At 67.5% G+C, this 14,289-nt stretch carries 13 protein-coding genes and 1 pseudogene; 2 read left to right on the forward strand and 12 right to left on the reverse strand.

What is annotated here, in order from left to right:
* Positions 1-44: 44 nt before the first annotated feature.
* The 6 genes from AC1DQP_RS08040 to AC1DQP_RS08065 all read right to left on the reverse strand — a co-directional run bounded on the left by AC1DQP_RS08040 (position 45) and on the right by AC1DQP_RS08065 (position 4,831).
* Positions 45-1,316 carry an MFS transporter gene (locus tag AC1DQP_RS08040; protein ID WP_457320786.1) on the reverse strand — a complete coding sequence of 424 codons (1,272 nt, stop codon included), beginning with the start codon at positions 1,314-1,316 and terminating at the stop codon, positions 45-47.
* 168 nt (positions 1,317-1,484) lie between these two features.
* Positions 1,485-2,159, reverse strand: coding sequence for a class I SAM-dependent methyltransferase (locus tag AC1DQP_RS08045; RefSeq protein WP_457318686.1), 675 nt, complete (start codon positions 2,157-2,159; stop codon positions 1,485-1,487).
* A 172-nt stretch (positions 2,160-2,331) separates the two neighbouring features.
* Positions 2,332-3,060, reverse strand: coding sequence for a DNA-formamidopyrimidine glycosylase family protein (locus AC1DQP_RS08050; RefSeq protein ID WP_457318688.1), 729 nt, complete (start codon positions 3,058-3,060; stop codon positions 2,332-2,334).
* Positions 3,053-3,802 carry a DUF72 domain-containing protein gene (locus tag AC1DQP_RS08055; protein ID WP_457318689.1) on the reverse strand — a complete coding sequence of 250 codons (750 nt, stop codon included), beginning with the start codon at positions 3,800-3,802 and terminating at the stop codon, positions 3,053-3,055. The genes AC1DQP_RS08050 and AC1DQP_RS08055 overlap by 8 nt, the downstream gene beginning before the upstream one ends.
* A 3-nt stretch (positions 3,803-3,805) precedes the next feature.
* On the reverse strand, positions 3,806-4,240 hold the full coding sequence (locus tag AC1DQP_RS08060) for a pyridoxamine 5'-phosphate oxidase family protein (protein ID WP_256776373.1): 435 nt from the start codon (positions 4,238-4,240) through the stop codon (positions 3,806-3,808).
* Between the two features lie 150 nt (positions 4,241-4,390).
* Positions 4,391-4,831: a YbbD-related protein gene (locus AC1DQP_RS08065; protein ID WP_457318690.1), complete on the reverse strand. Its 441-nt coding sequence runs from the start codon at positions 4,829-4,831 to the stop codon at positions 4,391-4,393.
* 147 nt (positions 4,832-4,978) lie between these two features.
* On the opposite strand from AC1DQP_RS08065, the gene AC1DQP_RS08070 reads away from it, so the two are divergent.
* Together AC1DQP_RS08070 and AC1DQP_RS08075 are read left to right on the forward strand one after the other, a co-directional pair.
* Positions 4,979-5,293: a metalloregulator ArsR/SmtB family transcription factor gene (locus tag AC1DQP_RS08070; protein ID WP_128096117.1), complete on the forward strand. Its 315-nt coding sequence runs from the start codon at positions 4,979-4,981 to the stop codon at positions 5,291-5,293.
* 30 nt (positions 5,294-5,323) lie between these two features.
* Positions 5,324-6,736: a DUF2867 domain-containing protein gene (locus tag AC1DQP_RS08075; RefSeq protein ID WP_478051391.1), complete on the forward strand. Its 1,413-nt coding sequence runs from the start codon at positions 5,324-5,326 to the stop codon at positions 6,734-6,736.
* Between the two features lie 16 nt (positions 6,737-6,752).
* Here AC1DQP_RS08075 and AC1DQP_RS08080 read toward each other — a convergent pair whose 3' ends face one another.
* From AC1DQP_RS08080 to AC1DQP_RS08105, 6 genes and pseudogenes are all read right to left on the reverse strand, one after another.
* Positions 6,753-7,661, reverse strand: coding sequence for an alpha/beta hydrolase (locus AC1DQP_RS08080; RefSeq protein ID WP_457318700.1), 909 nt, complete (start codon positions 7,659-7,661; stop codon positions 6,753-6,755).
* A gap of 103 nt (positions 7,662-7,764) precedes the next feature.
* Positions 7,765-9,243: an esterase-like activity of phytase family protein gene (locus AC1DQP_RS08085; protein ID WP_478051392.1), complete on the reverse strand. Its 1,479-nt coding sequence runs from the start codon at positions 9,241-9,243 to the stop codon at positions 7,765-7,767.
* Positions 9,230-11,554 carry a TonB-dependent receptor gene (locus AC1DQP_RS08090; protein ID WP_478051393.1) on the reverse strand — a complete coding sequence of 775 codons (2,325 nt, stop codon included), beginning with the start codon at positions 11,552-11,554 and terminating at the stop codon, positions 9,230-9,232. Before AC1DQP_RS08090 ends, AC1DQP_RS08085 begins: the two co-directional genes overlap by 14 nt.
* 228 nt (positions 11,555-11,782) lie before the next feature.
* Complete coding sequence (locus AC1DQP_RS08095; RefSeq protein ID WP_457318696.1) at positions 11,783-12,919, reverse strand: metallophosphoesterase; 1,137 nt, start codon at positions 12,917-12,919, stop codon at positions 11,783-11,785.
* A gap of 310 nt (positions 12,920-13,229) precedes the next feature.
* A pseudogene (locus AC1DQP_RS08100) lies at positions 13,230-13,625 on the reverse strand (DUF1801 domain-containing protein); the annotation flags it as partial.
* Between the two features lie 87 nt (positions 13,626-13,712).
* Positions 13,713-14,216: a GNAT family N-acetyltransferase gene (locus tag AC1DQP_RS08105; RefSeq protein WP_457318697.1), complete on the reverse strand. Its 504-nt coding sequence runs from the start codon at positions 14,214-14,216 to the stop codon at positions 13,713-13,715.
* Between the last annotated feature and the right edge of the window lie 73 nt (positions 14,217-14,289).

The raw sequence follows: 14,289 nt of genomic DNA on the forward strand, positions 1-14,289 counted from the left end.
CCTCGGCGATCCTGGCATTGCGTGGAGCCGGCCAACGGCCGGCACTACCGCGGTCTCGTCTCCCGCAGCGTCCACATCACCGGCAGCACCAGTACCGCCACCACCGCGATCATCGCGCCGGGCGCTGCGGCCCAGCCGGTGTGGCGCACCAGCAGTTCGGCCAGCAACGGCGTGGCGCCGCCGAAGAACGCGGTGGCCATGGTCACGCCGAGTGCCAGGCCGCTCAGACGCCCCTCGCCGGGGAACTGTTCGGCCGTGGCCGGTGCGGCGACCGCGCTTACCCCGCCGGCCAGGCAGGCCAGCACCACCGCCGCGATGCCGATCAACAAGGTCTGACCACCCGCCATCAGCGTAAACATGCTCAACGGCAGCAGCGCGCACAGCAGCGCCAAGCCGATCAGCACCGGGCGCCGCCCGATCCGGTCGGACAGCGCACCGGCCAGCGGCGTCACCACGATCACCGCCACCGCCGCCACGGTGGACAACCACAGCGCCTCCGATTCACCGACCTCGCCTGCCGAGCCCAGGAACGCCGGCACATAGGTGATGCCGACGTAGTAGGTGATCGACCCCAGCGCGGAAATGGCGAAGGTGCGCGCCACCGCGCCGCGATGGAAACGCCAGGTATCGCGGATCGGCGAGGTCGGTACGGTGCCAGCCGCCTTCTGCCGCTCGAACTCCGGTGACTCGTGCATGGTCGAGCGTGCCAGCAGGATCGCACCGGCCAGTGCCGCGCCGACGAAGAACGGGATGCGCCAGCCCCAGCCGTCCAGCTGCGCGGTGCTCAACAGGGCCACGGTCAACGCCGACAGCGCCACCGCCAGCAGTGCGCCGACTTCGCTGGCCGCAGAGGCCAGCGAGGTGACCAGGCCGCGTCGGTGCGTCGGTGCGGTTTCCAGCAGGTAGGCCACCACACCGGTGTACTCGCCGCCGACCGAGAACGCCATCAGGCAGCGCAGCAGCAACAGCAGCACGCCGGCACTGGCGCCGATGCTGTCGAAGGTGGGCAGCAGCGCGGTGGCCAGCATCGCCAGCGTCATCAGCAGCATCGAGGCCAGCAGCATGTAGCGCCGCCCGAAGCGATCACCGAGATGGCCAAAGCACAAGGCACCCAGTGGACGCATCAGATAAGACACCGCGAACCCGGCCAGTGTCGCCAGCAGCGCATTCTCGCCGCCGCCGAAGAACACCCGCGACAGCACCGTGGCCAGGTACAGGTACAGGGTGAAGTCGTACCACTCCACCACGGTGGACAGCCCGGCGATGATCATCGAGCGGGTGCGCCGTTCCGGCGCCAGGGGCGCGGGCACACTCATGCGGGTGCCACCGGCGCGGCGGCGGTGATGGGTTGTGGACAGCAGGGACGAAGGTCGAGCATCGGCGAAGACATCGGCAACAGGATGCCGCCGAGCCTACTGCACGCGGGGCGCCGACGGACTCACATCGCCACTACATCGCCCGCACGGGACGCCCGTCAGCGTTGCTCATCCAGCCAATGCCGGCACCGCGTCGCGGGTGTAGCGCAGCAGCCGGCCACGTCCCGGGGCATCGCCCTCGTCATCGAACAGCCCGTACGACTCGTTCACCGCATAGCCCTGGGTGGCCATCGCACGCGAGAACGGACCGACGTTGCCGCGGCCGGGATCGGTGAGCAGCAGTTCGGCACTTGGCCGGGCGTGGCGCTGCATCATCGTGGCGATCTGCAGGGCATGGCCGCGCTCGTAGAGCACGTCGCTGCCGATGATCAGATCGAAGCGGCCCAGTGACGCATCCGGCAGCTCCCACGGCAGATCGCGATAGTGGATGGCCGGCAGATCGTTGAGGCCGGCGTTGTAGGCCAGGAACGATTCGGCCAGCGGGTGGTGATCGCTGGCCACTATGTCGGCGCCTCGCCGGGCCAGCACGAGGCTGGACAGGCCCAGGCCACAGCCCAGTTCCAGGATGCGCTTGCCGGCCACGTCGTAGGTGCTCATGGTTTCAGCGAGCACGCGGCCGGCCGGCCAGATCTGCCCGAACAGACTCCACAACGAGGAATGGATACCGGCGCGCTGGGCGCGACCGGTCGGATCGGCAAACTGCTGCAGGTCRCTGAGCGCGCGGATGCGGAAATCGTGACCGGCGATCGGGATGGTGAGGACGCGGGTGGCATAGCCCGGCATGTGCGCTCCGTGGGACACKGGGAGGACCGCTTTCACAGGGGAAAACAGCACTCGGAGAATGGAGCGAAGCGGGCGGTCGGGAACAGACCGCGCAGGACGCACGTAACGGCGTGGGACGGATCCATCCTACAGGACCACCGGCGGCGGGTTCTCATCGCCCCGCCGGAGGGCGTCAGTACTTCACCTGGCAGTTGGGACAGAAGAACGTGCGCCGCCTGGTCTTGCCCGGATAGGTCTTGGACAGCGGTCCCCCACAGTGCGGGCAGGTGCGTTGGGTGTGCACCTGCCAATGGCTGCGCAGTTCAAATTTCTTCTTCCATTCCAGGAAATCGAAACTGTACGCACGCGCCTGCGCGATCACCTTGCCCAGCACGCGTGGCGGAATGTCGCCGACTTTCGATTCGGGATGCACCCGGGTACGGAACAGGACTTCGTTCTTGATGATGTTGCCGACCCCGGCAAAGATCTCCTGGTCCAGCAGCGCGTCGCAGATCAAGGTGTCTGGTTGCTGCTTGAGGCGGCGCCGGGCCAGGCGCGCATCCCACTCGGGCGACAGCACGTCGCCGCGCCAGTCGTAGGTTTCCTCCAATGCACCCTCGATGTACTTCAGCGAGGAGGCGTAGATGTTCAACTCACCGTTGTCGAACTGCAGCGACGCCCTCGGGGGCGACGGCTTGCGCTCGTCGATGCGGTAACTGCCGAACATCAGCATGTGCACGCGCAGGCTGAAATCGCTGAACTGGATCAGGAAGTGCTTGCCAAAGCTGCGCAGTGCCAGCACCCGCCGCCCTTCCATGCGGGTCAGGTCCAGGCTGCTGTTGCCCAGGGCGCGGCGCACCGTCTTGCCACGAAACTTGGCCGCGGCCTCACGCAGGATGAGGATGGAAGGACCTTCAGGCATCGCACATGCTCTTCTGCAGGCGCACGGCGTTGGCCACGGCGAAGCCGTGCGCGGTGTTGTCGAAGATCACCCAGGGCGCGTGACCACCGATGCGCCGGGCTGACACCTGCTCGGCCAGCGCGGCCAGGGCAGCGTCTGTGTAGTCGCTGTAGTACATGCGCGGTGAACCGTGCCATCGCCAGTACTGCCACGTCGGCGTGCCGCCGGGCTGGCCGGCCGCCGGAACGCGGGCCGGATCCACCGCCGCCCGTGCGATGCCGTAGCGCTGCAGCAGTGCGTCGGCCTGCGCGGTGAACCAGCTGGCGTGGCGCGGTTCGCATACCACCGCTGCCGGACTGCGACGCTGCAGAGCGCGGAAGAAGCTGCCCGCGCGTCGCGAATCCAGGGCCAGCGAGGGCGGTAACTGCAGGAGCAGGCTGCCCAGCGTGTTGCCGAGTCCATTTACTTCATCGAGGAAACGGTCCAGCAGCCCACCCACACCGACCAGTCCCGAGTCGTGGGACACCGTGCGCGGCAGCTTCACCGAGAACCGGAACCCCGCGGGTACCGATGCCGCCCAGCGCTCATACGTTTTGCGCTGGTGCGGACGGTAGAACGAGGAGTTGATCTCCACGGCAGTGAACCGCGTGGCGTAGCGGGCAAGCATGCTCTCGCCCGGGCCGAACAGGCCGGCATAACGGCTTGGAATGGACCATCCGGCGCAACCGATCCGGGGTACGTTCAAGGCGGGCATGCCGGCCATCGCTCAGCGCAGGATCTCGCCCTGGTCTTCGCCATCCCAATAGTGGATGCGGCTGGCGGCAACCTGGATCAGCACCAGCCCGGGCGAGTCCACGCCCTGCTCGAACCAGCGCTCCAGGTCTTTCACCCAGTGCTGCTGCATGATCGCCTTGTCGCGGATCAGCGTGGCCCTGCCCTGCACCGCCACGAACAAAGGCGGCTTGCCGAGCAGTGACTTGCTGCCGGTGAAGCTCAGCGCCACCTTCGGATCCTGCTGGATCTCCCGGACCATGTCGGTGTCTTCGGTAGTGAAGAACCAGCTGTCGCCGTCGTAGTCGACGTCGCCGTTGTTGCTCATCGGACGTCCGGCGATTTCGCCATTCTCGGCGCGGGTCTGCAGCATGGTGAAGTCGATGTTGGCCATCTTCTTGGCCAGTTCGGGCAGGGTCAGGGTGGTCATGGCGCATCCAGGCAGGGAACAGGGTTCCAGCGTCGGCGCGCGCCGGTGACTGCGCCGTGCAGGGATGCTGTCGTGGCCTTCACGCGTGCGTTCCACGGCGTGGCCCCGCCTTGTCACCCACCACTTCGGACGGTGGCCCACACGCGATTCTCAACGGCGATGCACGCGCCAGAACAGCGCTCGCCCACCCTCCCGCGGTATGGCCAGGAAACTCTCGGTGGCTGCCTCCGGCTCGTCGCAGCGGCTCACGCGATAGTGGGCCAGTAGGACCTCCAACGACGGCCACGGGTGCAGTCGGAACGCGCTCGGGATCACCCCATCTTTCGCCACCAAGCGACACTGCCCAGGCGGAAGCCAGCGCTCGGGGCCCGTCTCAAAGCTCAACGCACTTTCATTGGTGTCCAGATCATGCGCTTCGCGCAGATCCGTCGCGCTGGCGGGGATCCACGCTGGAATCCAGCCACGTCCTACCGCGTCGTGACGGATCGCGGCGGCCCTATCGGGGTAGGCGGCATACATGACCTCACCCGTGCACCCGGCGCCGAACGCCGTGCCGAGGATCACGGCACAAGACAAGGACAGCGTACGCATCAGACTCCTTCCGTGGTGTGTCCGTGCCGAGTATGCGCGGAACCGGCGTCAGGCGCGTACCGCGCAGCCCGCCGGGACGTCGTACGCGGCTTGACAACGCGGCGCCACCGGGCAACCATTAGTTAACGAATTAGTTAATTACCAGCCATGGACCGCATCTTCGAAGCCCTTGCCTCCACCGCCCGCCGGCAGATCCTGGCCTACCTCAACGGGGGCGAGCTGAGTGCAGGTGAGTTGGGCGAGCGGTTCGATTTCAGCAAGCCGGCACTGTCCAGCCACCTGCGCATCCTGGAGGACGCCGGCTTGATCGAGCGTGAGAAACGCGGCCAGTTCGTCTACTTCCGGCAGGTGCCCGACAGGCTCGCAAACACGCTGTTCGCGTGGGCCGCCGAGGTCTGCCCGGTCGGTGGCCCGCTGCAGCGCGAAAGCCGCGCCCGTGCGCGACGCAAGCCTGCCACGTGAAGTGAACCATCCAACGACAAGGAGATCGTCATGCTGGACACCACCCGTGTGAGTCACTCGTTCCCCAGTGTCAGCCTGCCCTCCTGTGGCGGAGGCAGCCCGGTGGAAGTGGCATTGATCGCCCAGCTCGGCATCGGTGCCGGCGACCAGCTGGTCCGCGATGCAGGGGTCCGTCAGGCGGCGCATCCGCGTTTCATCGACGCCCTGGACGAACCGTCCGCGCGCCTGGGCGGCATGCACCTGGCGCACGATGACGCCTCCTCGCTGTACTCATTCTCGGTGGGCGGGCACGGGCATCCCTTTCATCGCCATGCCGGGCCACGCATGTTCACCGCCATCGCCGGCAGTGGGGGTGCGCAACTGCGGTTTTCCACGGCATCCGACGCGCAGCTGAAGCAGGATCCCGCCGCGTTCCTGCATGCGCTGCGGTGCGTGGATATCCCGCCGGACTGCCTGTTTACCGTGCGCTTCGGCTGCGGCACCTGGCACCAGTTCGTGTCGCGGCATCYGCGCCACCCGGCGCTCTTCGCGCTGTCGTGCCATGCCAACGAGCGCAGCGGTGCGTTGACCGCGCAGCAGCGCGCGCGCATCGACGCCGGTGCAGCCGACATTCCCAGCCTCACCGAGACGCTGCCACCGGCACTGCAGCAGCTGCTGGCGCAGACCGACATGACGCGGCTGCCGGTGGTGAGCCTGTCGTTGCGCTCACCGGCACGGACAGCGTTGGCCGGTCTTTGCGCGTACAGCCGCGACCTGGTCGGGCGTGCACGCAGCCGCTTGGCCTGGCTGCGGCCGGCCCATGGCTACATCGGCCGCAGGGCCGCCGCCCATCCCATCCGCACCGACGCTTCCGCACCCACCGACTCCCTGCTGAAGCAGGCACTGGCAGACGATTTCGACCACGAGGACTACACCACGCTGACCCTGCCCCCGCGCAGTGTCGGCAGCCATTCGGCCGCGGCGGTGCTGGAGGCGGTGCTGGAAGGGTTCGTGTGCAATCCGCCGCCGAGCGTGGGCCGCTTGATGGCGCTGCGCAACGTGCTGGTCGCGCCGCTGCAGCTGCGCACCTCGCCGCTGGGATGCCCGGTGTCGTCACTGCTGTCCGATGACCGCGGCGAACGGTTCGCGCAGCGCTTCCCCGTGCATGCGCAGTCGCGCTCCAACGACGATCGCAGTGCCGAGGTGCTGCTGGGTGCCGACGACCGCCACCTGCGGTTCCGCTCGTGCGTGCGTGTGCAGTTGCTGCTCGATGGTGCCGCCGTGGTCGCACTCGGAACCCGGGTGCGCGCCCACAACCGCTTCGGTCGGCTCTACATGGCAGCCATCAACCGGGTCCACCGCCGCCATGTCAGCCCGGCCATGCTGCGCATGGCCGTTGCCCATGCGCTGGCGCCTGAGCTGGTGCGGGCAACGGCGCTGCAGCCGGCGGCCGGGGCGGCCTGACCCGGCCGGCAGAGGCTCAACCCCCGTCGTACGGCTCGCTGCCCGGGAATACCTGCAACAGGCTGCGGGTCAACGTCGTGGGATACACAGTGAGATGGTCCTCGCCGTCGATCACCGAGGTATCCACCTGCAGCCCTTCGTAGCCGCGCTGGCGCAGGCGATCGGCGAAGGCCTGGTTGTCCTTGAGCATGTCGTTGCGGGTGAAGTAGCGCGGCTCGGGCTTGATGGTCTCAAAGCTGCCGATCGCCAGCAGTACCCGCGCCGGCAGCGCGCGATGCTGCTGCGCGTAGGCCTGCTCGAGCTGGTCGATCACATGGTTGTCGAACCACAGCGACGGACTGGACAGGATGTAGGTCTGGAACATCTCCGGCCGCGTGACCAGCACGAAGCTGCCGAACAGGCCGCCATAGGAATGACCGGCGAAACTGCGCCGCGCCGGGTCGGTACGGTAACGCGCGTCCACCGCCGGCAGCACATGCGCGGCGAGGAAATCGCGATAGTGCGCCGCGCCGCCGTAGACCACGTCATCGCTGTAGTCGTCGTCGTTGCGGCGTACCGGACGGGTCGGGGTGTAATCGCGCGAGCGGCTCTGCTTGGAGGTCAGGCCCTGCTGCGGCGGCAACCCGACCAGAATGAAGTCCTCCAGGTTGTTGCCCCCCTGCCCGACCAGGTTGCGGATGCTGCGCACCAGCGGAAAGCTGTACAGCGCGTCGGTCACGTACAGCACCGGGTAGCGCCGCTCGGGGTGGGCTGCATAGCTGGCCGGCAACGCCACCCAGATCGGGTAATCGCGTCCGGCCGGGTCGTGCACGCTCCAGCTTTCGGTATCGGGCAGCACCACACCGGTTACCGCTGGAGCCGCCGCAGGCGCGCGGTGCAGCGCATCGCCCTGCGTCACGCAGCCGCTGGCCGTGGCCAGCACCATCATCGCCCCGAGACCTGTGTACATCGCTTTCATCCRCACCCGCCCTTCACCTGAAAGTGCAAGCCTCGCAATTCCACGCGCGCTTGCCAAGCTGACGAGCGGCTCAGTGCGGATCAGGCGTCGGCGCGGGCAACGTCAACCGATACACCAGCACCCGATTGTCGTTGTCGTAGGCACTGTCGCAGGCGTGACCCTGCATCACGCAGTGGCGTGCGATGAAATCGTTGTCGTTGCCCACCATCAGCAGCCGCTCATCCGGGCGCTTGGGGTCCAGCGTCGGCAGCAGGTCCATCGCCTCCCACTTCTCCGACAGCAGTGCGGCATGCGCGCCCTGGGCGGTGTCTATGTCCAGCCGGGCGCGGGCCAGCTGCACCGGGTCGAGCAGATCCAACAGCACGCGGCTGCGCGCCGGCACGATGCCGGGCTTCAACGCGGTGCTGTCGCGCTGCGCCAGAACCGACGTGATGCCCTGCTCATACGCACTGGCCGCCAGGTTGCTGGCACCGCGGGTATCGACCAGCAGCACCGACTTGTAGACGATGGGATCGCGCGAGTCGCTGCCCAGCCCGTTGCCATCGCGGGCCAGCAGCAGAAAGCGATGGTCGTCCAGGGCGCGGAGCTCGCTCTGGGCGGCGGTGCGGTCCTGCCGGCCCTTGCCATCGTGCGCATAGGTGGGCAGCTGGAGCACATAGTGGCCGATCGGCTGGGTGGGCAGCGGATCGCGGCTCACGTCGTAGACCATCACCCGGGTGTTGACGCGGCCGMTGGCGTCGCCCGTGGCGGTGTCCTGCACCAATGCGCTCTGCAGCGCGACGAACAGGCGGCGTCCGTCGGGCGACAGACCCATGCCCTCCACGCCCTGGTTGTTGCGCCGGCCACTGTCCGGCSCACGGCGCGAATCGAACATGACCCGCCCCTCGCGCCGGGGCTGCACCGCCGGCGGCGGCACGATGACCCCCTGCAGACGACCATCGGGGGCGAAGTAGTACACGTGCGCGGCGTACTCGTCGCCRATGTAGAAATGCCCATCGGCGGTGAACTGCAGCGATTCGGCGTCCAGCGATATCCTGCCCGCGCCCACGCCCTGCGCGGGCGATGGCAGCAGGATGCCGTTCTGCGTCACGGTGTGCTCGCCCGGATCCGCGCCGGTGAAGGGCTGCCCGTTGAAGTCACGCAGCAACAGCCCGCCGTCGGGAGTCAGGGTCACCTTGCCGACGCGCTCCCCCGTGCCCTTCTCAATCCGCAGCTGCAGGCGTTCCAGGCGCCCGGCGTAGTCGTAGAACAGGCCGGCATCGGGATCGTTGCGGCCGCGATCAGGCAGCGTCCACAGCACGCCGCGGTAGCCGTCAGCGGTGCGCTTCCAGCGCGCGGCATCTACGGCCAGCGACGAAAACGATCCCAGCGTATCGCCGAGAAAATCCAGGGTGCCGGCCGGCAGCACGCCGGAAGCCACCAGTACCGGCATGTCCGAAGACACGTCGGAAGACATCGGGGCCGCCGCGAAGACCGGCCCCGCCATCACTGCCAGCAGCCCAATCCACGCCACGCCGCGCTGCCATGGCCTGCCATCAGAAGCGGACATCGACCGTCCCGAACACCTGGCGCGGTGCGGAGGCGTGGAAGACGTAGATCGAGCCGGTCGGGTCGCTCGGTGCGAACACGCTGGAATCCAGGTTGCTGGCATAGCGCTTGTCGGTCAGGTTGGTGACGTTGACCGACAGTCGCACCCCCTGGGCGAAACCGATCCGACCGAAGTCGTAGCCGCCGGACGCATCGAACACGGTGAACCCGCCAAAGCCCTGGTCGTTGGTGTAGGTGTAGAAGCGCTCGCCGGTGTACTTGCCCCGCAGCGTGGCAAACCAGCCGTGGTCGCGCCAGGTGATCTCGCTGGCGAACATCTGCTTGGGCGTGTCGGTCTGGATCTTGCCGTCGATCGGCTGCACCACGCCGGCCTGGACGTAATCGGAGCGGTAGGTCGAGCGGTTCAGCGAGGCCGAGTTGTACCAGCTGACGTGCTCATTGGGCGTCCACACCACGGTCAACTCCGCACCGCGGCTGTCCACCCCACCGGCATTGTAGAAACGATTGCCGCAGCTCGGCCCCACCGGCTGGCGCGAATCGCAGGGGTTGTACTGCAGCAGGCGGTTGTCGAAGCGCACCGTGTAGGCGGCCAGCGAGGCCTGCAGGGTATCGCCGACGTAGCGGTAACCAGCTTCAAAGGAACGCGACTGTTCCGGCTTGAGATCGCCCTGCGCATTCCATGTGGCCTGGCTCACCGCCTGCGGCCCAAGCTTGAAGCCGCCCTGGAACATCGCGATGTTCTCGGCATAGCTGGCGAACAGTTCCTGGCTGTCGGTCAGGCGGACATTAGCACCCACGCTGGGCAGCGCGGACTTGCGCATCTTCAACCGCCCGGTGGCGAACTGGTTGTTGGAGCTGGCCGCGATCGGCGTCCTGGCGGTGCCCGGCAGCGCCTGCGCGTCGGAGGTGACGTGCGGGCTCTTGATCCCGAACTGCACGGTGAGCCGGTCGTCGAGCAGGCGCCAGGTGTCCTGGAGATAGACCTGTTTGGTTTCCCATCGGGTGCGCTGGGCGAACACGCCGACGTCGGCCTGGGTGCTGTTCATGCCGCTCAGGTCGCGCGGGCCGGTGACCGCGGTCTGATAGCGCTCGGCGCTGCTTTCATTGCGCTCGTACCAGAGGCCACCTTCGATGTGGTGCGCGCCCAGGTCCCAGTCGAAGGACAGCGTGGCACCGTTGCGGTCGATCTCGTAGACGGTGTTGCGGAAGATGATCGGCACTTCCTGCGGCGTGCCCTTGTTGGACCATGCACCGCTGTTCCAGTTGTGGCCTTCGCCATGGTCGTCGTGGTGGTAGGCCAGCGCGTGCACGCTGAAGCCATCGCTGGGGAAGAAGTCACCGGACAGGTAGTACAGGTTGTCGTCGCGCAGGATCTGCCCGGCGGTGAACGCCCCGTCCGCATCGCGGTCCGGTCCGGACGCGTCGCACTTGGCCTTCACGTAGGTGGCGGTGTTGCAGTAGGCCTTGGCCACGGCCTTGTTCCAGTCCGGCGCATAGCCGCCMCAATCCCAGCCCAGTCCGCGCGCCATTTCATTCTTGGACAGATAGAAATAGTCGGCCTGCGAGGTGCGCGAGGTATCGACGAAGGCGGCGATGCGGCCGTTGCCGAAGTTCCAGACACCCTTGGCGTTGAACTGCCTGGTGGTCGACTGGTTGTAGGCGCTCTGGTCGTTCCACATGTCCGAGCCCGCGTTCATGCCCGACACATAGGCCGAGAAACCGTTGTGCTCGCCGGTATCGGCGCGGACGAAGGTGCGGCGGTTGCTGTCGCTGCCGAAGGTCTGCACCAACCGTCCGCCCATCGTCGCCAGTGGGTTGTTGGAGGTATAGCCGAGCGTGCCGCCCAGGTTGCTGGTGGACGGCGTACCGAGGCTGCCGATGCCTACTGCCAGTTCCGCACCGGCCATGTTCTCACTGATCAGCGCGCGGTTGATGGTGAGGCCGTTGTAGTTGTTGTACGCGCCATCGCCGAGCGGCACGCCGTCCAGCGTGTAACCCAGCCGCGTGGCGTTGAAGCCGCGCAGGCTCAGGGTCATCGACTGCTCATTGGTGCCCAGCGCATCGGCCGACTGCGCATTGACGCCCGGCAGGATGTTGATCGCCTTCTGCAGGCTCGTGCCCGGCGGCAGGATGTCCAGGTTCTGCGCGGTGATGCGCTGCACCTGGCGCGCTTGCCCGCGACCGATCACCGACACCGCGTCCAGATCGGTGGGAGTGTCGTTACGCGGCACCGCCGCCGGGGCAGCATCGTCCGCCCAGGCCGCCGGCGTCATGGCCAGGATCACGGCGGCGGCCAACAGGGTCTTCTTCATGGTTCAAGCGCTCAGGCAGGCACGAACCACCGTGCCGGACGGCGCGGTGCTCGCAGGGAAAGAGGGGATTGAAACGGCAGGGCAGTCGGTGGACGGCTGCTGCCCGGTCGTTAAAATTCTTTCACTGCGGCATGACTGTCATATGACAGCCAGCGCCCATCGCATCCCTGTGCCGCTGACGTCCGATGCACATGAACACCACCTCCACGGGTATCGACCCGCATGACGTCAATGCGTGGCGTGGCCCCGCCGCAGCGTGATCAACGTGATTTCCGACGGCACGCCGATCCGCGCGGGAAACCCCGGCCACAGGCCGGCACCGTTGCTGACATACAGGGTCATGCCATCGACCTCGTAGCGGCCGGAGACATAGCCGTTGTTGGCACGCTTCACCAGCTGGTCCATGCCGACGATGTGGCCACCGTGGGTATGCCCGGACAACTGCAGCTTCACTCCGTGGGCGGCGTTGACGCGCGCCGCGCCCGGGCGATGGTCGAGCAGGATCACCGGCGCGGCGGGATCGGCACCGGCGAGTGCGGCAGTGATGTCCGGCAGTGGCAGCCCGTAGTTGGCCGCCACTGGATCGGTCACCCCGGCGATGGTCAGCGCAGCGTCCTTGCGCGTCACTGCCACGTGGCTGTTTTCCAGCACCTGCATGCCCTGCGCGCGGAAGGCCTGCATCCAGGCGGTGTACTGCGCGTAATACTCGTGATTGCCGGTGATCGCGATGACGCCATCGGGGGCACGCAACTGCGCCAGCGGGGCGAAATCGGCCGCGCGTGCGGCCACGCTGCCGTCGATGAGATCGCCGGTGATCACCACCAGGTCCGGCTTCAGCGCATTGCTGTTGGCCACCACCTTGGACACCCAACGGCCGGTGAGCAGGCGGCTGGCGTGGATATCGGTCAGCTGCAGCACGCGGTAACCGTCGAACGCCTGCGGCAGGTCATCGATGACCACCTCAATCTGTCGCGTCTGCGGGACAGCCATGCCCTGCCAGATGCCATAGGCGGACAACAGCAGTGCCACGCCCATCGCGCCGGGCCGCAGCCATGCGGTGCGCAATGCGGCCACGCCACGCGGGCGGCGCAGCAGGCGTGCGCCCAGCAGCGCGGCATCGATCAGCAGCAGCAACACGGCGCCCAGCAGCAGTGCGGTAAAGCCGGTAGCCAGCACCGCGATCACCGCCTTGGGAATCTCCGGCGACGCCATGGTCCCGGCAAAGCGGGCCACGATGCGATGGTGCAACGCCAGCGCCACCACCAGCAATCCAAGCGGGCCACGTACCGACAGCGCCATCCGCATCGGCCAGATCACACGCCACACCACGTACAACGCGAGCAGCACACCAACAACACTCAGCACAGGCACTTCCAGTTTCAACAGGGGGAGACTGCAGCGCCCGCCTCGCGGCGGACGTGCAGCGCACCATCTTTGCCGAAACCGTCCGCGCCTGCCACCGCGCATCTGTCATATGAACGAAAGGCATATGCCGGCGACGTCGCGCCCCCGCAGTGCGCTATGGCGTGGGCGGACGCGATGCACGCGTCGCAGCGACCTTCCTTGCCGCAGGAGCGCTGCTCGCCGCGGGCGTGCTCTTGGCTCCTGCCGTCGTCTTCTTCGCCGCTGCTTTGTTCGTTCCGGTCGGCACGACAGCGCGTCCCGCCTTCGCGGCCTTGCCGGCCACATTCAATTCCACTGCCGCACGGATCAGCGCCTTCAACGCCGCCGTGTCGATCCGCTCGCCTTCATGCACGTCGATCGCCCGCCGTGTGTTGCCCTCGAGGCTGGCATTGAACAGACCGGTGGGATCGTCCAGCGCCGCGCCCTTGGCGAAGGTCATCTTCACCGCGGTCTTGTAGGTTTCTCCGGTGCACAGGATGCCGTCGTGCTCCCAGACCGGCACGCCCCGCCACTTCACGCTTTCCACGACCTGGGGATCGGCCTGTTTGATGATGCGGCGCAGGGTCGCCAAGGTCTTGCCGCGCCAGTCGTCGAGGCTGGCGATCCTGGCATCGATCTGTTGCGAGGCGGACGTGGCGTCAGCGGGAACGGCGGCGTTGAGTGGCATCGCGGGGCGTCCAGCAAGGGGGCCTGACCGCGTTATAGACCCCGCCGGAGGCGATGACAATGCACCCGGACGGCAGTCGCCTGTAAATCAGCGCGGGTAGCGGTACACCTGATCGCCTGGGTCGCTACGCACGGCAGTGGCATCCAGCACGCCGCCCAGCCGCCGGGCGACGCCGGCCGAGGACGGGTTGTCCGCAGACACGCAGCTGACCAGCGTCGCCAGGCCGAGGGTGTCGAAGGCCCAGTCGCGCATCGCCGTCGCCGCCTCGGTGGCGTGGCCTTTTCCCTCGTGGCCGTCGTACAGCAGCCAGCCGAGTTCCTTTTCCGGGAACAGCGGGCCGTCATTGATGCCGACCTGGCCGATGCACTGGCCGTTGTCGGTCCGCTCGATCATCAGCGCGCCGTGCCCGAAGAACTGCCAGCAGGCCTGGTCGTGGCAGAACATCCCCCACGCCGCCCGCAGGTCGAAGGGACCGCCCAGGCCCACCGCACGGGGCGAGGCCAGGAACGCCCGGTAGGCGGGAAAATCGGCCTCGGTCTGTCGGCGCAGCAGCAGGCGTGGCGTGCGCAGCGTGATCGGGGCAGAAGGCATCGCGGGGCTTCCAGGCTCGGCAGACAGGCCGGCATGGTCCCGTGTCTCGCCGACAGCCGGCAAGCGCCGGGGC

Source organism: Stenotrophomonas sp. P5_A8, assembly GCF_056400545.1.

Bases quoted from the DNA above. Each gene is read 5' to 3' on its own strand.
- AC1DQP_RS08040 (WP_457320786.1), bottom strand. From the start codon at position 1,316: ATGAGTGTGCCCGCGCCCCTGGCGCCGGAACGGCGCACCCGCTCGATG.
- AC1DQP_RS08050 (WP_457318688.1), bottom strand. From the start codon at position 3,060: ATGCCTGAAGGTCCTTCCATCCTCATCCTGCGTGAGGCCGCGGCCAAG.
- AC1DQP_RS08055 (WP_457318689.1), bottom strand. From the start codon at position 3,802: ATGGCCGGCATGCCCGCCTTGAACGTACCCCGGATCGGTTGCGCCGGA.
- AC1DQP_RS08060 (WP_256776373.1), bottom strand. From the start codon at position 4,240: ATGACCACCCTGACCCTGCCCGAACTGGCCAAGAAGATGGCCAACATC.
- AC1DQP_RS08065 (WP_457318690.1), bottom strand. From the start codon at position 4,831: ATGCGTACGCTGTCCTTGTCTTGTGCCGTGATCCTCGGCACGGCGTTC.
- AC1DQP_RS08070 (WP_128096117.1), top strand. From the start codon at position 4,979: ATGGACCGCATCTTCGAAGCCCTTGCCTCCACCGCCCGCCGGCAGATC.
- AC1DQP_RS08080 (WP_457318700.1), bottom strand. From the start codon at position 7,661: ATGGTGCTGGCCACGGCCAGCGGCTGCGTGACGCAGGGCGATGCGCTG.
- AC1DQP_RS08105 (WP_457318697.1), bottom strand. From the start codon at position 14,216: ATGCCTTCTGCCCCGATCACGCTGCGCACGCCACGCCTGCTGCTGCGC.